The 18182-nt window shown below is 48.4% G+C and carries 14 protein-coding genes; 11 read left to right on the forward strand and 3 right to left on the reverse strand.

Annotation, left to right across the window (positions count from 1 at the left end; all coding sequences use genetic code 11):
* Positions 1-16: 16 nt before the first annotated feature.
* Positions 17-1159, reverse strand: coding sequence for an RluA family pseudouridine synthase (locus tag ABIE27_RS22570; RefSeq protein ID WP_429351514.1), 1143 nt, complete (start codon positions 1157-1159; stop codon positions 17-19).
* 190 nt (positions 1160-1349) lie between these two features.
* On the opposite strand from ABIE27_RS22570, the gene ABIE27_RS22575 reads away from it, so the two are divergent.
* Positions 1350-1757 carry a hypothetical protein gene (locus tag ABIE27_RS22575; RefSeq protein WP_429351515.1) on the forward strand — a complete coding sequence of 136 codons (408 nt, stop codon included), beginning with the start codon at positions 1350-1352 and terminating at the stop codon, positions 1755-1757.
* A gap of 349 nt (positions 1758-2106) precedes the next feature.
* Here ABIE27_RS22575 and ABIE27_RS22580 read toward each other — a convergent pair whose 3' ends face one another.
* Positions 2107-2817, reverse strand: a complete 711-nt coding sequence (locus tag ABIE27_RS22580; RefSeq protein WP_429351516.1) for a GT-D fold domain-containing glycosyltransferase — start codon at positions 2815-2817, stop codon at positions 2107-2109.
* A 311-nt stretch (positions 2818-3128) separates the two neighbouring features.
* Between ABIE27_RS22580 and ABIE27_RS22585 the strand changes: the two genes are divergently transcribed.
* From ABIE27_RS22585 to ABIE27_RS22605, 5 genes are all read left to right on the forward strand, one after another.
* Entirely contained in the window at positions 3129-3818 is a 690-nt protein-coding gene (locus ABIE27_RS22585; protein WP_429351517.1) for a glycosyltransferase, read from the forward strand.
* A gap of 17 nt (positions 3819-3835) precedes the next feature.
* Positions 3836-4825 (forward strand): polysaccharide biosynthesis protein, encoded by a 990-nt coding sequence (locus ABIE27_RS22590; RefSeq protein ID WP_123063377.1) that lies wholly within the window; start codon positions 3836-3838, stop codon positions 4823-4825.
* 34 nt (positions 4826-4859) lie between these two features.
* Positions 4860-6755, forward strand: coding sequence for a nucleotide sugar dehydrogenase (locus tag ABIE27_RS22595; RefSeq protein WP_429351518.1), 1896 nt, complete (start codon positions 4860-4862; stop codon positions 6753-6755).
* Positions 6736-7488, forward strand: coding sequence for a class I SAM-dependent methyltransferase (locus tag ABIE27_RS22600; RefSeq protein WP_429351519.1), 753 nt, complete (start codon positions 6736-6738; stop codon positions 7486-7488). The genes ABIE27_RS22595 and ABIE27_RS22600 overlap by 20 nt, the downstream gene beginning before the upstream one ends.
* A gap of 588 nt (positions 7489-8076) precedes the next feature.
* On the forward strand, positions 8077-9225 hold the full coding sequence (locus ABIE27_RS22605) for a glycosyltransferase (RefSeq protein ID WP_429351520.1): 1149 nt from the start codon (positions 8077-8079) through the stop codon (positions 9223-9225).
* Positions 9226-9741: 516 nt separating this feature from the next.
* Here ABIE27_RS22605 and ABIE27_RS22610 read toward each other — a convergent pair.
* On the reverse strand, positions 9742-10272 hold the full coding sequence (locus ABIE27_RS22610; RefSeq protein WP_429351521.1) for a DUF5412 family protein: 531 nt from the start codon (positions 10270-10272) through the stop codon (positions 9742-9744).
* A 466-nt stretch (positions 10273-10738) separates the two neighbouring features.
* Here ABIE27_RS22610 and recQ point away from each other — a divergent pair, with 466 nt between their 5' ends.
* The 5 genes from recQ (at position 10739) to ABIE27_RS22635 (ending at position 17968) form a co-directional block, all read left to right on the forward strand.
* Positions 10739-12619, forward strand: a complete 1881-nt coding sequence (gene recQ / locus ABIE27_RS22615; RefSeq protein WP_123063380.1) for a DNA helicase RecQ — start codon at positions 10739-10741, stop codon at positions 12617-12619.
* Positions 12620-13782: 1163 nt separating this feature from the next.
* Positions 13783-14037 (forward strand): hypothetical protein, encoded by a 255-nt coding sequence (locus ABIE27_RS22620; protein WP_429351522.1) that lies wholly within the window; start codon positions 13783-13785, stop codon positions 14035-14037.
* Positions 13958-16000: a B12-binding domain-containing radical SAM protein gene (locus ABIE27_RS22625; protein ID WP_429351523.1), complete on the forward strand. Its 2043-nt coding sequence runs from the start codon at positions 13958-13960 to the stop codon at positions 15998-16000. Before ABIE27_RS22620 ends, ABIE27_RS22625 begins: the two co-directional genes overlap by 80 nt.
* Before the next feature lie 132 nt (positions 16001-16132).
* A complete protein-coding gene (locus tag ABIE27_RS22630) occupies positions 16133-17242 on the forward strand; it encodes a tyrosine-type recombinase/integrase (RefSeq protein ID WP_429351524.1) in 1110 nt (369 codons plus the stop codon).
* A gap of 168 nt (positions 17243-17410) precedes the next feature.
* Positions 17411-17968: a shikimate kinase gene (locus tag ABIE27_RS22635; RefSeq protein ID WP_154886303.1), complete on the forward strand. Its 558-nt coding sequence runs from the start codon at positions 17411-17413 to the stop codon at positions 17966-17968.
* The last annotated feature ends 214 nt before the right edge of the window (positions 17969-18182 follow it).

Raw genomic sequence — 18182 nt, forward strand, 5'->3', positions numbered from 1 at the left:
TCTTCGTATGAGCACGTTATTGTGCAGGTGTAGCTTCTCCGCGGAACGGGTACAGGAATGGCTTCGGAATATCTGTTTCAAATGTCATCAGTTTGCCTGTCGTTGGATGAATAAATGACAACACTCGTGCATGGAGTCCCAGACGTCCGAGATCTCTTGTGCGTGCGCCGTATTTACGATCCCCGGCAATTGGATGTCCCAGGTCTTCCATATGCACACGAATCTGATTTTTGCGACCTGTTTCCAGACGTACTTCCAGCAGTGAGAACTCACGGTTCGACTTCAGCCGTTTATAATGGGTAACCGCATGTTGCCCGTCGTTTGGACGCGAGCTGGAGTACATCTTGAGTGTTTTGGTTTCCTTGAGCCAAGAGGAGATCGTACCTTCTTCTTGAGCTACCGCGCCTTCAACCAGTGCGACATAAACACGGTCTTGTACGTTTTCTTTCCAGTTATTTTGCAGTTGCTGCTGAACCTCTTCACTTTTGGCAAACATCATCACACCCGAGGTGTCCCGATCCAGACGATGCACGATGAAAATCCGGTTCAGTTCGTTGGTACGACGCACATGTGACATCAGCTGGCGATAAGCGGTCAGATCGTCACTTTTGTCAGCCGCGATGGATAGGAGTCCGGCTTCCTTCCGAATGACAATGATGTCGTCGTCTTCATGCAAAATGTTAATCCCCGTCAGAGAAGGAGCGGCTACAGCGCCTTCTTTGCTGATCGATACGATCTGTCCGGGCAGCAGAGGTTCGTTAAACTTCGTCACAACTTTCTCATCTATCGATACTTGTCCACGTCCCAAAATAGACTTCACCGCATTGCGTCCTGACTTCACGTGTTTCAACAGGAAATGAAGCAGTTCATCGGGTTCGGTTACCTTGTACTGGCGTGGCGGTTCGGACTTGCGATAGTATGCATTTCCTGGACGCTTGGATGCGGCAGCCGATTTGGCCGGCTTGCTTCCTTTGTCACCGCTTTTTGCAGGGGCCACGGATGAATGGGAGGCTGAAACCTTCTTCGTATCCTCTCCCGAGCGAGGGGAATTCGGTTTGGATGATGAAGTGTTGGAGCGGCCGGAACGCGGCTTGGAAGAGCCTCCGTATGATTTTCCTTTGGCAGATGTACCGCCGCTTGCGCGTTTTCGTTTATTCATGAATGACAATCTCCTTCTGAACAGCTTGTACCCTTTGTGTGCATACGATCCGTTCATTTCGTTATGCTGTTCAATATACCATTAACCGCGCGGAATTAAAAATAGGTTCATCGAATCTGCAAACCATCCAATCCGAAGAGTTGTCAGTTTCATAGAATATGTTATCCCATAGCATTGGAGGTGTTACTTCATGGGCGTGTTTCTTGATATGAGAACCTCGGAGAACTCGGGATCTGTTGGAGCACCAGGATTGCCTTTGTCCGAATCCCCTGAAGCCTTCGGCGTAATCGGTCTTCAAACCCAGGGGGTCATTAATCCGATCATTACCTTCAACGGCACGGTGGGTGTTACGGGAGAACTGGGCGATACATTTGTTGTAGAGATTGTGCGCGGTTTTGTATACGATCCGTTCTTCATCATCTATCGAGCAGAAGGAACAGTCGGGCAAAATGGCGGAGCCGAGTTCCATTCGTTTACAGCTCAGGATTTGGCTGCACCACCAGCGCTGGAAAGTGTATATACGTCGTTCATCTCAGGTGTGTCCACAGCTGTGCGAACCGGACCGGAGATGTTCTACGGCATTGCTGCGACCAACTAAAAGAAGACGGGATAGACTTTAGAGAGATGTTAGAGAGATTTTAGAAGAAGAATATAGAAAGTTTAGTCGCTTGCGGTCCATGTGATGTCATGTCATTCACACTTATAGTAACGTTTGTATACCTGTTTCAGCTACATGGCAATCAAGATAATTCCCATCAAGATATAACTCAAAATCCCCGCCTCGGTATGCGGGGATTTTGAGTTTGAGATGAAGCAGGATTGTAAGAGCATTGATTTATAAAAAAGAGGGTTGAAGGACGTTGATTTAAAAGGAAAGGGAGAAGTAGAGATACAAGCAGAGCTGGCGATTGCGGGTATGAAGAAAAACTGAAAACAGTAGATGAAGCTTAGTTGGCACGCCCTTTTAAAATCATGTTGTTGGCTTTGCCAAAGTCGATGGCGACTTTACCTGCCAGTGCTGCTGTTCGTTCTGCAAGAATGACGGCGTTAACCCCGCAAGAGAACAGAGCAACATCAAAATCATCCCGATGCGTTTGAATCCATTGCAAGGTCTCATCCATCTGATCATAGTTGTCAAATGCCAGTGTACTTACGATGTCGAGATGGTAAGGCTCCTTAACGAGTGCGGCCTGTAACTCATCCAGTTCACGCGTAACGAGCAGCACACGTTTGCCAGCAAGCATCTGCCAGAAACGCGGTACCTGCACAAGTTCACGATTCACACAAGCATGACAGGTCAACTTTGGCGCGATGCCGTAGTGAGCAAAAATCATATCGGTCAGCGGCCGTTTGAGATAATCCGGAGCTTTGATGGTGCTGTCTCCACGTGGAAGGACCCCTACAATGGTGGCCCGCTTCAACGAAGCAGCGACTTCGTCCCGCATCTTCAGGTTGGGAAGGCGCAGCCCCTTTTGTCCGAGATTGGCTTTGACCGCCCAGCGTTCTTGCAGTACTTGCTCCATAGGCCATACGGATTCTTGCGACATTACGATATTTTCACCATCCCCCACACGCACCAGAGAGAACGGACGTTTCTCGCGTAAAGCCGCTTCGAGCTGATCCAGCACTTCCTGCATTTCAAGATAAATGGAATTCATTCCGAATGCCTGCCTCCTTTGAAAATCAAGCTCCTCTATTCTATGTTGCGAGAGAAACCGTGATCTGTGCGTTCGACCTTCAAGAGAGAACTTGGGGTGTATATCAATCTATTTATAGGAAAATCAGTACATATGTCGGTGCCGGAATGTTCAGGAGTTCATACGTTATACTGTGCTGGCAATTAAGAGAATTGAAGTGTAAGCGATCAGCGCGAGGAACGAGTTTCGTAGATACGAGATTTCATTTTGAAAAACTATGAAAACGTCTGTACTCGCCATATAGGCTTACAGCGTTCATGAGGAGGAAGGGTATGTCCAGGAAAGTTGTGATTGAGATTAACTTCAATAACTACGGGTTAGATCCGCAGCGGCTGACCCGCGAATGGCTGGAGCGCCGTATGACCATTTTTCGCACATTTACATTGCATTGTCTCAAGGCTCAGACCAATCAAGATTTCTTGACAGTGGTGAAGCTCTCGAAGGAATCCGGGGAGCTGATGCAGGAGATTTTGGCGAGCCAGGAGCCGCTGCCTTCGAATATTCGCTTTGGAACCCATATCGAAAGTGTACGTGCGATTTTGGAGTTTGCCAAAGACGTAGAAAACATCTATATTGCCCGTCTGGATTCAGATGATCTGTATCACAAAACATTTGTGCAACAGCTCTATGACGTGCAGCCTCAGCCAGAAACGATGGCGTTGATTAATCAAAACGGCTATCTGTGGGACAGTGTGAACAACGAGATGGCTCCGGCATTTCACCGTTCACCGCAATTTTATGTCTATCTCTACAAGACAGCGGAGTATGCCGCGGGATATCGTGTGAAACTTCCGGGCCGAGGCACGCATGGGAATGTGATCGATTTGCCACATGAACTGCTTGCACCGCGGAACTATGTCAATATCGTGCATTCCAGCAATACGTCCGTCAAAAAAGTACCGCCTAAAGACCGCTTAAGCCGCGAAGAGATGGAGCAGGTTTTACGTGAATTTATGATCTGAACAGGAGGGATTCATCCATGATTCAAGGACAAACAATTCTGGTCACCGGAGGAACTGGCTCCTGGGGTCAGAAACTAACGGAGGTACTGCTCGCGCAGAGCCCGGCGGAGATCCGACTGCTTTCCCGGAACGAGTATGCTCAGATCGCAATGCAGCGGGAGTTCAATCATGATCCGCGTCTGCGTTTTATTATTGGAGATATTCGAGATTACCGAGCAGTGGAGGAGGCGTGCAAAGGCGTGGATGTGCTCTTCCATCTGGCAGCGCTGAAACATGTCCCGGTCTGTGAGGATCAGCCGGATGAAGCATTTAAAACAAATGTGATTGGAACTCAGAATATTATTCGGGCGGCCATCCGTATGGGGATTCCGAAAGTCATTGATGTATCCACCGACAAGGCGGTTGATCCGATTAACGTATACGGCATGACCAAAGCACTGGGCGAAAAAATGATGATTCGAGCCAACTGGCTGAGCGAGAAAACCCGGTTTGTATGTATCCGCGGCGGCAATGTGCTGGGCACAAGCGGCAGTGTTGTACCTTTGTTCCGCAGACAGATTGATGAAGGCAAAAGCCTGACCATTACAGACGAAGGCATGACTCGCTTTTTCCTGACACGTACCGAGGCTATTCATCTATTGCTCAAAGCAGCGGAAGCGGCGGTGGGCGGAGAGACCTTCGTCATGAAAATGAAAGCATGCAATATGACCGAACTGGCTTCTGTCATGCTGGAACAGGCAGGCCGCCCGTCAGGCGATTATAAAGTGACAGGCATCCGTCCAGGGGAGAAGCTGCACGAAGTGCTGATCTCGCCATTCGAAGCACCGCGCACACGCCAGTACGATGCGCAATATTATGTCATTTTGCCGGAGCATGCCGATCAAGGGCTTACGAATCATTATGATCATTTGCCGCGTGTGAAGTTTGACCAGTATCGCTCTGACAGTGAAATGATGAATAAACCGGCGATTGCTGCGTTTTTGCGTGCAGGAGGATATATCAACTAACGGAAGGGAGGCGGAACGTTTGGAGGTGGAAGAGATGAGTGAGAACAGCCTGTATCCCGAAGAAAAAGGTCAAGACGAAAAGGAGAAGCAGGCACAGGCTCCAGCAGAGCACCGTGGCCGGAAACAGCAGCGATTGAAGCAGCTCTGCCCGAAGCCGCAGCAGACCACGCTTCAATGCATTCATGACCGCTCCCTGAAGGCTGTTGTCATCGGTCTTGGTTACGTGGGTCTGCCGATGGCCGTTGAGATGGCACAGTCCGGTTACCAGGTGCACGGCATTGATATCGATGCAGGCAAAGTGGCAAAGCTCCGTGCAGGCCGTTCGTATATTATTGGCATTGAAGATGGGGTGCTTCAAACGCTGCTGGAAGCGAATTTGTTGACGGCAGGCACAGATTATGAGGCCGTCGCAGGTGCGGATGTCATTGTAATCTGTGTACCGACTCCGTTAACGGATGAGCATCAGCCGGATATATCCTATATTTCATCAGCTGTGGGGGGGATGACCCCCTATCTTCAGCAAGGCAGCTTGGTCATTCTGGAGAGCACCACATATCCGGGAACAACAGAAGAGCATGTGAAACAGCCCATAGAGTCAACGCGCGGCTGGACAGCAGGTGAGCAATTCTATGTCTGTTATTCTCCTGAGCGAGTGGATCCCGGAAGTGTACATTATGGTGTGAAAAATACGCCTAAAATCATTGGCGGTTCTACTCCGGCTTGTCTGAGTTATGGAACACAGTTCTATGGCTCGTTTCTGAACGAAGTCGTGCCTGTTAGCTCGACAACCGTTGCCGAGACAGCCAAACTGTTCGAAAATACGTTTCGCAGCGTAAACATTGCGCTGGTTAATGAGTTAACCCCGGCCTGTGAGCAGATGGGCGTGGATATCTGGGAAGTGTTACAAGCAGCAGCAACGAAGCCGTTTGGATATATGCCGTTTTATCCTGGACCGGGTATAGGCGGGCACTGCATTCCGATTGATCCGATCTATCTATCTTGGGCAGCCCATCGTCAGGGATCGGAGCTGCGGTTCATTGAGCTCGCAGATGCGACCAACAGGCAGATGCCAGAGCATGTCGTTCAGCGTGCAGCAGCCCTGCTGGAGCAACGTGGCCATTCCATTCGCGGCGCCCGCGTTGTACTGGCGGGTATGGCGTACAAAAAAGATATTGACGACCTGCGCGAATCCCCTGCGCTCGACGTCTTTCGGCTACTGAGCGCAGCGGGCGCCGAAGTGGTTTTCACCGATCCGATGGTGCCCGTATTCCGTCAAGATGATGGCTCCATGCTCCAGTCCCGGCCGGCTTCGCCCGAATTGTGGACATGGGCCGATCTGGTAATTATCACGACTGACCACTCTGCGTTTGATTACCAGGAGATGGCGGATCATGCACCGTTGATTTTTGATACACGTAACGCCACCGCCGGATGCCGCGGAGACAATATCGTTGTGCTCGGTCAGCCTGAACGACATGACTATGGAACAGCACACAGCTTGGAGCAGGAGAAGGGTGCTGAAGGATATGCGGTTGCGCAATCAGAACATGTAAAGCATGAAGGCCACGAGGTACATGTGGAATATGCAGAAGTTGTGGAAGATGCTGAACATGCAGAAACAGAACATGTAGAGCATGAGGAACAAGTGATGGAGAAAGAGGACTACCAAGATACAGAACATGAAGTAGCAGGATCGGAAGGCCATAGTAATAGCGTTCAGGTCACGAGAGAGGGAGATTCAGCAGGGGCAGATGTAAAAGGGCAAATTGAAAGAACTCCGCATACGAAACGCGAGAGCGTTCCCTCGGGTGAAGGTGCAGAGAAAGAGAACAAGAAAGATCAACCTTTTGGGAACCGTGATGCTGGATGGACGGATAAAGATGTAGAAAACCTGCGCGGAAAAACGGGAGATGGCTATGGCGAATCATGACCGGGTGAATGAACGGTATTACGGGCAGATCAACTCCGAAGATTCTCATGAAGCGACGAGGACCCGTGTGCACTGGATGTGCCGGGAAACCACAGGCAAACGTATTCTGGATGTGGGATGCAGTCAGGGAATTACGTCTATTCTGCTGGGGCGCGAAGGGTTTCGTGTGACAGGTGTGGACCTGGAGGAAGAAAGTATTCGCTATGCGCAAGAGGAGCTGGCCAAAGAATCCAAGCCCGTCCGCAACCATGTCGATTTCCGCATGCTGGACATCACACAGTGGAAGGCGAGAACCACGTTTGACACTGTCCTGCTAGGGGAAGTGCTGGAGCATTTTGCGCATCCCGAGACACTGCTGCTGCAGGTTCATCGTCTGCTCGGGGAGGAAGGCACGCTCATCGTGACCGTCCCCTATGGCTACCATCCATTCTACGATCATAAACAGACGTTCTATGCGAGTAACCTGGCAATGTGTTTAATCCCTTATTTTGAAGTATTGAAACTGGAAGTTCATCATAAATATCTATGTTGTGTGGCACGCAAACGCCAGAAAATACAGCTCGACGTAAAACCACCTCTGAACCAGGTGCTCGACTGGATGAAGCTGGATCATACCCATTTTGAAAAGGTGGAGCAGCAACATCTACGCTCCATGAAACAGCGCAAAAAATCGCTGGATAGTGCCGTGGACCAGCTGAAACGTTTACGTCGTCAGGAGAATGAGGAAGGGTAAGCGGAGAAGCGGCGTCGTAACACCAACACCAACACCAACACCATTAACTTAAACCTGACATCAGCAACTGTACCACTAGCATGTGGACCAATTGATACCAGTAATAAGACTGCAATCGCAGCAATAGTGAGGTACCAGCTCACGAACAACAATTACACAAACACTGACTAGACAGACGAACACCATGAGGCAAAGTTTTTCTAACGATCACCAGAAGCCTTATTTAGGTCGTTTTGCGGCTCACAGAATTCTAACGATCACCAGCGACGTTAATTTCCTTAAAATCATCGATTTCTCTTATATTTTGGCCCGAAATGCGAAAATAGGGTCATCTGTGATCGTTAGATTTCCAAATGCGCTGAAATGTGCTAAATAGCGTCATCTGTGATCGTTAGAAGTTTTAGAAGACACGACATCTTTACTGTGGAAAGTAGGAAATCAGTCAGAGCAGTAATAAATGGACGGATGATAGCAATAGAGGTAGGTGCGCAGTCTAGGTACTTAGGGCTGGGCGCTGGATATTATGTGTTATGTGACAAGCATCATTAGCGAATAGGTGTGTAAGCAAGCAACGAATCTGCGGTTTGATTGCTTGAACCAGTACGCGTACGTCAGGAAGGGGCTCAAAACGTGATCACCATCAGTTTGTGTATGATTGTGAAGAACGAAGAACGCACACTGGCAAGGTGTCTTGATTCGGTGGCTGACCTTATGGATGAGATTATCATTCTGGATACGGGGTCATCGGATCGAACGATGGACATCGCTGCAAAGTATACCGACCGGGTCTATACGTATACGTGGAATGAAGACTTTGCCGCAGCACGGAATGAGTCATTCGCCCGAGCTACACAGGAGTATATCCTGTGGCTCGATGCGGATGATGTGCTGTTGCCCGGGGAACGGGCGAAGCTTGCGATGTTGAAGGAGCAGCTGCCGTCCGGAGGTAAGACGGCGGGTGTGATTATGGGCTATACGCTGGCAGAGGGGCCGGAGGGAAGTCCGCTGGTGGCGGACCGCCGGCTTCGCCTGGTCAAGCGGGATGCCGGTTGCCGCTGGCATGGCCGGCTGCACGAGCAGCTGCGCTTCCCGCAAGGCGAGGTCATTACGGCAGATATTGCCGTCACCCATCGCCGCGAGGCGGGAAATCATTCGGCGCGAAACGTGCGCATTCTGCGCAAATGGATCGCCGAAGAGGGCATAGCCCAGGGACGCCTGCTGTTCTACTATGCAGGCGAATGTTATGACCGCCAGCGCTACGCGGCGGCGGCACGCGGTTACGCCAAGCTGCTGGAGCAGCCAAGCGGTTACCGCGAAGATCGGCTCATTGCCTGCGCAAGGCTGGCGGAATGTTATGAGCGGCTTGGCGAGCCGGGCCGTAAGCTGGGAGCATTGCTGCAGTCGTTCCAGTACGATCTGCCGCATGCCGATTTCTGCTGCGCCATTGCCGCCTGCTTCCATGAGCGGCAAGAGATCGTCACCGCCATCTATTGGTATATGCAGGCGGTGGATGTAAGCAGCCGTGATCCGGGTCTGCGCCCTGTACCGGCTGCTTGCCGAACGTGGCTGCCGCATGCCAGGCTCTCACTCTGTTATGCTCATCTGGGCAACTGGGAGCAGGCGTTGTTGCATAACACGAAAGCTCGCAAGTATCTGCCGGATGATCCAGGTTTGGTCGGTAACCGGGAGAAGCTCGAAGCCGTGATTCGCAAACAGAGGAAAGAGAGAGAAGGATAGCACATGTAGTAATTAAGATTGAAACAGAAGGTGAAAAAAGAGAGAAGTAAGGTTATGACATTAAATTCCTTGTTAAGTGAATTTAAGTGAATTTAAGTGAGCTTAAGTGAGTTTAAGTAGGATAAAAAGCAGTTAGAGGGACGAAATAGGCCAAAACTCCAAAACTGGAACTCGCCAGAAGTGGGAAGTTTCTTGACTCATTATTTTGAGACTCCCAAGGTACTCCTAAAGCACTTCCAGAGCAACTTATGAGCACCTCCTGAACATCTGAGTCATTAAAAATCAACTTTTATAGTACAGCTGTGGTCTTCTTACGAATACCTGCAACAATAAGAACCTCGTTAAACCGACAGAAGCGGTTAACGGGGTTCTTTCGATCTAAACAGAAATATCACTTTTTTAAAATGGAATACCAGTTTTGTATAATTTTCCGCCTCAACTACTGTACTTAACAACCATGCTACTCACGAGTCAATTGTGAGGGGAAGAATATAAAACTGCCATCATTATCGTTATTCACGATGCAGGTGCCAAGCATCTTACATACCGGTCCTTTGTACGCAAGCTGCTGCAAGCCCAGCCCCATCCATCATAAATTTCTTCATCTATATTCAAGGTAACCGTCTCGTTACTATACTCGCTCCAGTTTTCGATGCGAAGGGTATTGTCACTTTCCCATTCAAGGTGATTTCCGCCATGAAACTCTGCGCGATAGATGCTTTTGGCATTCGAAGCGTTTGGATCCGCTGTTTTCCGTACGTCTACCCAGATCGTCACCCCGCCTGCTGCGCCGCCATAGGGAACACCGTATAGTTCGGCCGTGTATTCCCCATTGGGGGAAGACATGGAAAAGCTCAGATCGCCCTCACCCGAACGATCAAATGTGGACAGGTAGGGACGAAGCGTAAAGAAAAGCGTCAAAGCCACGACAGGTAGCCCAATCATAAGGATAAATATCAAAGATACAGGATGTCGGCGAACCCAAGATTTGAGTGAAGAGGTAGTAATCCATTTTGGTTTGATTTTGGATTGATCGGAATGTTCCATGGAAACAGTAGTCCTCCCTTAGTTTAGAACTTCGAACTAGAAATTCGGAAGTTTTTAACAAGAAGTGTTTAGAAAGTGTGGAAAAAGAAAGAAAGAAGTGAATTGATCGTATAACACCGATTGAAACTTGATTCGTAAACCTTCATTCATTGATATTTTCATTCCTGATCATATCATAGTGAGTATTGTATAGATTACAAATGAGTTAAATTAATCCAAATCATTTGTTATAAAGAGCGGTTATTTGACATGCGTTTGAAAAGGGTTAACCGTTTTTACATTAAAACGCGGTTGCTCATTCGGGGCTGGCCCGTTAAACTAAAGGGAGCGGCGTTTTGCTTGACGGACAAGTCATGAGAACGCCATTTTGTTGTCAGGGATGCGGCGCTGTTGCCGTGTTTGGATGTCAGAATCGGATAGAACCAAGCTGGTGCAGGAACACCGGTGACAAGTAAGGAGTCTTTACATGAGTGTGCAAGCACCTACTTTAGAAGAAGCGCAGGGTCTTCTGCAAAAATATTATGGTTACCCCGATTTTCGTGAGGGTCAAAAAAAGATCGTTTCCAGCTTGCTCGAATACGAGGATACGCTGGGGATTATGCCAACCGGAGGCGGGAAGTCGATCTGTTACCAGATTCCCGCTCTGTTATATCCGGGACTGACGCTGGTGGTCTCCCCGTTAATTTCATTGATGAAAGACCAGGTCGATGCGCTGACGACCGCTGGCATTGCCGCCGCTTATATTAATAGTACGTTAAGCGGCAGAGAAGTGAATGAGCGCATCCGCGCGGCGCAGCGCGGTGAGCTGAAGTTGCTCTATGTCGCGCCGGAGCGACTGGAGCTGGACTGGTTCCGCGATGAGATGGGGCAACTGCCAATCTCGTGCGTGGCAGTGGATGAGGCCCACTGTGTGTCACAGTGGGGGCATGATTTTCGGACAAGCTACCTTGCGGTAGCGCCGTTTGTGGACAGTTTGCCGGAGCGGCCGGTCGTTGCGGCCTTTACGGCGACAGCGACGCCCGAGGTCATGGGCGATATTTTGCGGCTGCTGCGTTTGCAGGACCCGCAGACGTATGTGACCGGACTTGGGCGGGATAATCTCGCGTTTAGCGTGCTGCGCGGCGAGAGCAAAAAGGATTTTGTCTTGAACTACGCGCGCGAGCATGCCAGCGAGCCGGGTATTGTATACGCCGCGACCCGTAAGGACGTGGACGATCTGCATCAGCGTTTGCTGCAGGCTGGTTTGCCGGCAGGACGCTATCATGCGGGCATGACAGATGATGAACGGGCGCAGAGCCAGGAGCAGTTTTTGTATGATGATATTCGCGTGATGGTTGCGACCAACGCGTTCGGAATGGGGATCGACAAGTCCAACGTGCGTTACGTGCTTCACTACAGCATGCCGAAAAATATGGAAGCATACGTTCAGGAAGCCGGACGTGCAGGACGTGACGGTGAGCCGAGCCAATGCATTTTACTCTTTGGAGCACAGGACATCATCACCCAAAAGTTCCTGATCGAGCAGAACCCGATGGAGGGCGACCGCAAAGCGAACGATTACCGCAAGCTGCAGCAGATGGTGGATTACTGTTATACCACACGTTGCCTGCGCAGTGCGCAGCTGGATTACTTTGGTGAGGTGCATGAGGACAAGCCATGCGGCATTTGCAGCTCCTGTACAGACGACCGTGAGCTGGTGGATATGACCATTGATGCGCAAAAAATATTCAGCTGTATTCATCGCATGCGTGAACGCTACGGGGTATCGCTGGTCGCTTCGGTGCTTAAAGGTTCCCGTGCCAAAAAGGTGCTGGACTACGGCTTTGATTCTTTGCCGACATATGGGGTCATGGGCAATCGCACAGAGCGCGAAATTGCGGAGATTATCAACGTGATGGTATCCGAAGGTTACCTGATGTTGTCCGAGGGGCAATATCCAGTGGTTCGTTTACAGCCGCTGGCCGTGGAAGTGCTGAAAGGTCAACGCGAAGTCATGCAGCGTGTTGTACGCAAAACAGCAGCTACAGCTTCCGGTACGAACTACGGCGGACGCCGCGGACGGGATGCAATGCCTTCGGCTGTTAACGAAACCGTGTTTGAACAGCTGCGCCTGATTCGCCGTGATCTGGCTGCCAAAGAACATGTGCCATCCTACATCATTTTCAATGATGCCACCTTGCGTGAGATGAGTGTGGTATGTCCGAAGACAGAACGTGACATGCTGACCATTAAAGGGGTCGGTGAGGTCAAGTACCGCAAGTATGGACTGCCATTCCTGGAATTCTTCCAGAAGCAATCGGGTGAAGATGTGGACACGGACGATGACGCATTTTATGAATATGAGTGATATCTGATCAGTGACATGTGCCTCAAGACTAACTTTAAGACTAAAACCTAAAACCTATAAATTAGAGATTAGAGATTATACTAAAGTTTAGGAGATAGAAAATAGACACAGAAAGAGATAGTGGGAAGAAACAGAAACTATATAAATTAAACTAAAGAAAACGATATTATGCCTATTAACGATCCACGATCGTCGAAGTGCCCTGTAATTGGGCAAGAATACCAGCCTTGGCAGGCTGCTCAATTCGAAGATGAAATGCTAACGATCTCCATAGAGCTTATTTGCCCTGAATCGGGGATATTTGAAATCTAACGATCTCCAGGAAGCTTATTCGATTCAAAATCCTGAAAAATGAGCCTGATCAAGCTGATTTCAGCAGAATAACGTCTCTGGGGATCGTTAGAATTTTCCAAAGCCCGAATATGCCGAAATAAGGCTTCTCCTGATCGTTAGCGCCCACAGTAGAGGGTGGCCTTGCACTATTCATGGGCGATGTGTGATATTTGCTAACGTGTCTGGATGGATGAGCATATCGGAGTGGAGTCTGTACATTCTTTAGTTCAACTTATATAGATCAGAGGCAGAAACGTGAATAGAAACAGAATGGAACTAGATCGGATGCAGAAATAATGAGAATTAGAACCGGAAGCACAATTAGCGGAAGCAGAGCACAAGGAGTAGAGCTGGAACTAGAACCAGAAACAAGAACAGAACTAGATCAAGAACAGAACTAGATCATAAGTAGATAAAGAAGTAGAACAAGATGCCGAACAAGACAAAAAGCAACACAAGGAGCACAATAAGAACCAGAATCAAACCAAATCCAGGATCAGAAAAGAACCGGAAACGCAATCGAAATCAGGATATATCTCATTAAATATGTCTCTGTACAGTAGACAAAACGGGCGAGATTGTCTTTCAAAGGGTGGACATGGACGTTAAAAGTTGCTAACGAGTGTTGGTACATTATATAGTGATTTTCAAAGAATTGATTCTATATATTGTGTTTTTAGTCGAGCGGAGAGTGTATGTGTTTTTAAAAGAGATGTCCACTCTTTGAAAGACAAATTGGAGATTTGTTTATGAGACGCTGACGGTTAGTCTACGGACTGGTTAATAAATCTTGTTAATAGATCTTGTTGATAAATCCCGGGAGTGTGCTGGTGCGTGATGCGCGTGTACTTGCGCGTCGGTGTGGCTTTGTGCAAGTGTGGCGAGAGATAAGGCTCGGACTTGCATTAGAGGTTTGTCTGAACAGCATCCGGGGCAGGATGGCTGTGGAGCTTTACTTTTCCCAAAAAATATATGGTCTGGGTGTCCAGGCAAAGGTTGTGAACCATGAAGGTAATTTTATCGACTTTGAATGCAAAGTACATCCATACCTCGCTGGCGCTGCGGTGTTTGAAGGCGTACAGTGAGAAGGATTTTGATATTGAGCTCGCGGAGTATACGATCAAAGACCCGGTCATGAATATTGTGTCGGATCTGTACCAGCGCGGGGCGGATGTGATTGGTTTTTCGTGTTACATCTGGAACATTGAAGAGACGATTAAGGTAATTGATAATCTGAAAAAGGTTATGCCTGACGTGAAAATTTTGCTGGGCGGGCCGGAGGTATCCTACGACACCGAATATTGGATGAACCGGATTCCCAATGTCGATTTTATTGTCATGGGTGAAGGGGAAGAGACGCTGCATCAGCTTTTGACGGAGCTTGAAGGCAGCAAAAAGTTTCATTTTGTCTATGGACTGGCGTATCGCAAAGGGGAAGAAGTCATTCTCATGCCAGGACGCCCGAAAGCGGACTTGAATGATTTGCCCTCGCCGCATCGCTTTGAAGAGGATATCCCTGATCTGGGGAAACGCGTGGTTTATTTCGAAACCAGCCGGGGCTGTCCGTTTAGTTGTCAGTTCTGTCTTTCCAGTATTGAGGTCGGCGTGCGGTATTACGATATCGAGCGGACGAAGTCGGATATTCTGTACCTGATCGAGAAGGGCGCGAAGCTGATCAAGTTTGTGGATCGCACGTTTAATATCAAGCGGGATTATGCGATGGAGATGTTTAAGTTTCTGATCGAGAATCATCAGGGAACGGTGTTTCAGTTCGAAATTACGGCTGACATTATGCGTCCCGAGGTACTCGACTATTTGGCAGAGAATGCGCCGCCGGGTACGTTCCGCTTCGAAATCGGGGTACAGTCCACGAATGATCCGACGAATGAACTGGTGAAACGCCGTCAGAACTTTGCCAAGCTGAGCCGTACGGTAAACAAGGTGAAAGCCAGCGGCAAGATCGACCAGCATTTGGACTTGATCGCAGGCTTACCAGAGGAAGATTATAATACGTTCCGCAAGACGTTTAACGATGTGTTTGCTTTGGGGCCGGAAGAGTTACAGCTCGGATTCCTCAAAATGCTTCGCGGTACCGGACTTCGTCTGGATGCGGAAAAGTACAATTACACGTACATGGATCACGCGCCGTATGAGATTTTGGGCAGTGACGTGTTGCCGTTTAGCGACATCGTGCGTCTGAAGCGACTCGAAGATGTTTTGGAGAAATACTGGAACGCACACCGGATGGATCATACGCTGAAGTATTTGATGGAGCAGGAGTTTGATTCACCGTTTGATTTCTTCCAGGCCTTTGGCGATTACTGGGAGGGTCAGGGCTGGCAGAAGATTGGGCATCAGCTAGAGGATTTGTTTACTCGTCTGCATAGCTTCTTAGAGTCACGGAACACGCCGCATATGGATATCGTGCTTGGTTTGATGAAGCTGGATTATTTCCTGGGACATAAGTATAAGCCGCGTAAAATCTGGTGGGACGATGTGCTCCAGAAAGATCAATGGGCGGGATATATGAAAACGTTGGCTGAACGCCCAGAGGACGTTCGCTTGCCTCGTGTTGCCGGTGCCTCTGGCTCGGCATGGCTGGAAAGCAGCGGCGCGAGTGGAGCGGCCGCTGCGGGAACTTCGGCGGCTGCCGGAGAGGACACTGCCGCGGATGCGGCGGGTGTGATCGGCAGCCATGCCGGGGATGCTGCGTCGCTTGCAGCGCGCGACGCGGCTCCGTCCGCCGCGGATGGAGCGGCGGACATGGGTCACGGCAACGCTTCGCGTGCGTTGCCAATGACCTCGGCCATGACCGCACAGACGGTCATGGGGGCCCGTGCTTTCGCCGATCTGAGACTCGGCGAAAAGGAACTGCAGAAGCACGCCGTATTGGACGTGCTTCCGTTCCGGCTTGAGCGTGTGCTAGCTGGCGCCAGCCCGCTTGCCGCGAAAGGCCAAACGCTGCTGGTCGTGGTATACCAGCAGCATGAAGACCAGCAGGCGCAGTATTACACGCTGCCACTGGGAGAAGAAGCCGCTGCCATGTAGATGCAGCGACCATAGTTCCGAAAGCATCGGAAGATCATTGGATTCCCTTACGGGATGAAGATGGTCTTCCTTTTTTTATTTTCCAAATTCAATAGAACTCATATACCCAATTGAGCTGAAGGAGAATGTCGTGTGAACAACAAAACAGAAGCTGCTATCATATTAATCAAAGGTTCCGCTGATACATTGTATGTGCAAATTCCATATAATACGGTGCATATTCAGCGCATTCGTCAGGTAACAGGAAGAAGGTGGGAGCCTGATGCAAAACGCTGGATCATCCCCTACTCAGAGGGATCTCTTCAGGAGTTTACAAAGCGCTTTGATGCGCTACATGTAGAGATTTCCCCGGAGTTGTGGGTAGAGAGTGAGCTTTTAAGGAACTGGAAGTTAAGTGGAGAGCAAACACAATGGAAAAGAGATCAATTGCAGCAAGCTCTGAAGTTAAGAGGATACAGTCGCAAAACGATTAAAGCATATTGTAATCAGATTGAAAGATTTGTGATCAGTCTTCCTCAGATGGATACAGAAATCCGTGCATCTCATGTCCAAACATATTGTTTGAGTTTGCTTGAGCGAGGAGTCTTCCATTCCAGTGTAAATCAGACGATTAGTGCGATCCGATTTTATTGTAAACATGTGTTACTTCATCCTGCCGAGTTTCAATATATACGTCCTAAACAACAAACCAAGCTACCCAATGTCATGTCGGAAACAGAAGTCACCCAATTGCTGAAAGCTGTGACTAACCTCAAGCATAAGACGATTCTTTATCTAACCTATTCGGCGGGGCTTCGTGTCGGCGAAGTCGTTCGTTTACGCTATAGTGATCTGGATATTGAGTGTCAGACCATTATTGTGAGGCAGGGAAAAGGTTATAAGGATCGGAGAACACTTCTCTCCCATCTTGCATGGGAGATTGTACAGAAGTACATCGCTCAATATAAACCCGATCGTTGGTTGTTTCCAGGACAATCTTCAGATCGACATCTTACGGAGCGCAGCGTACAAAAGGTTTTTGAAGAGGCTAGACTAAAGGCCGGTATTGTAAAAAAATGCAGTATTCATGCTTTGCGGCACTCTTTCGCTACACATTTGCTGGAAAACGGAACAGACCTGCGCTATATTCAGGAGCTTCTTGGTCATACGAGTGCGCAAACAACACAGCGATATACGCATGTTAGCACGAAAAATATCCAGCGTATTCAGAGCCCGCTGGATCGTATGGATATGGGAGATTGAGTATCTCAAAGTTCTCCCTTTTTCACCAAATTTTTCTTCGCATATATCACCCTATAGGTTATCATATACGTAGTTCATATATTACGTTGGATGTGTGGTATTCACGAAGTACATAAATTAGATGTTATAAGACATTGGCGCAAGATATTAAGAACCGGGGTGATACCTATGAAGTTCATATTGATATTTGGCCCACAGGCCGTTGGAAAGATGACGGTTGGTCATGAATTAACGAAAATAACGGAATTGAAATTGTTTCACAATCACATGTCGATAGAGCTATTTCATCCCTTTTTTGGTTTTGGTAGTGAAACTTGGAGGTTATCAAGTATCGTAAGAAGAGAGCTTTTTGAATCGTTCGCAAGCAGCAACCAGTATGGACTTATTTTTACTTACCTTTGGGGGTTTGATCTTCAGAAGGACTGGGAATTCGTCAAGCAAACATGTAACTTGTTTGAATCGAAAGGGGCAGAAATTTATTTTGTTGAATTAGAGTCAGATATAGAAGAACGATTAAAACGAAATAAAACGGCGTTTAGACTTGATCAAAAACCAACAAAAAGAAATATTGAATATTCTGAAATGGACTTAATCAAAACGATGGAAGAACATCGACTCAATTCTAAAGAGGGAGAAATTACTAGAGAGAACTATTTGAGAATCAATAATACAAATTTAAGTGCAGATGAAGTCGCAAGATTAATTAAAGATGAATTTAATTTATAGTACGTGTAAGTAATTCAAGAAGGCGCCAACATCTTATAACATAATATTCACGCTGCGGGCATACGCCCTTGGCCCGGCATTCGCCGGCCACCCGACATGCGTCGGGTCGTGAATACGGGAACGTTATTGGAACAGACTTGCAATGGATTAAAAACCTTGAATGGATGGGATGAAAGAATTGAAAGATCAAAAATAGATAAAGGAAGAGATCAAA

Source organism: Paenibacillus sp. 4624 (assembly GCF_050435065.1).
Lineage (GTDB): Bacteria > Bacillota > Bacilli > Paenibacillales > Paenibacillaceae > Paenibacillus > Paenibacillus amylolyticus_D.

Excerpts from the sequence above, each read along its gene's own strand:
- ABIE27_RS22625 (WP_429351523.1), top strand. The coding sequence starts at position 13,958 with ATGAAGGTAATTTTATCGACTTTGAATGCAAAGTACATCCATACCTCG.
- ABIE27_RS22595 (WP_429351518.1), top strand. The coding sequence starts at position 4,860 with ATGAGTGAGAACAGCCTGTATCCCGAAGAAAAAGGTCAAGACGAAAAG.
- ABIE27_RS22590 (WP_123063377.1), top strand. The coding sequence starts at position 3,836 with ATGATTCAAGGACAAACAATTCTGGTCACCGGAGGAACTGGCTCCTGG.
- ABIE27_RS22585 (WP_429351517.1), top strand. The coding sequence starts at position 3,129 with ATGTCCAGGAAAGTTGTGATTGAGATTAACTTCAATAACTACGGGTTA.
- ABIE27_RS22610 (WP_429351521.1), bottom strand. The coding sequence starts at position 10,272 with ATGGAACATTCCGATCAATCCAAAATCAAACCAAAATGGATTACTACC.
- recQ (WP_123063380.1), top strand. The coding sequence starts at position 10,739 with ATGAGTGTGCAAGCACCTACTTTAGAAGAAGCGCAGGGTCTTCTGCAA.
- ABIE27_RS22570 (WP_429351514.1), bottom strand. The coding sequence starts at position 1,159 with ATGAATAAACGAAAACGCGCAAGCGGCGGTACATCTGCCAAAGGAAAA.
- ABIE27_RS22580 (WP_429351516.1), bottom strand. The coding sequence starts at position 2,817 with ATGAATTCCATTTATCTTGAAATGCAGGAAGTGCTGGATCAGCTCGAA.
- ABIE27_RS22635 (WP_154886303.1), top strand. The coding sequence starts at position 17,411 with ATGAAGTTCATATTGATATTTGGCCCACAGGCCGTTGGAAAGATGACG.
- ABIE27_RS22600 (WP_429351519.1), top strand. The coding sequence starts at position 6,736 with ATGGCTATGGCGAATCATGACCGGGTGAATGAACGGTATTACGGGCAG.
- ABIE27_RS22575 (WP_429351515.1), top strand. The coding sequence starts at position 1,350 with ATGGGCGTGTTTCTTGATATGAGAACCTCGGAGAACTCGGGATCTGTT.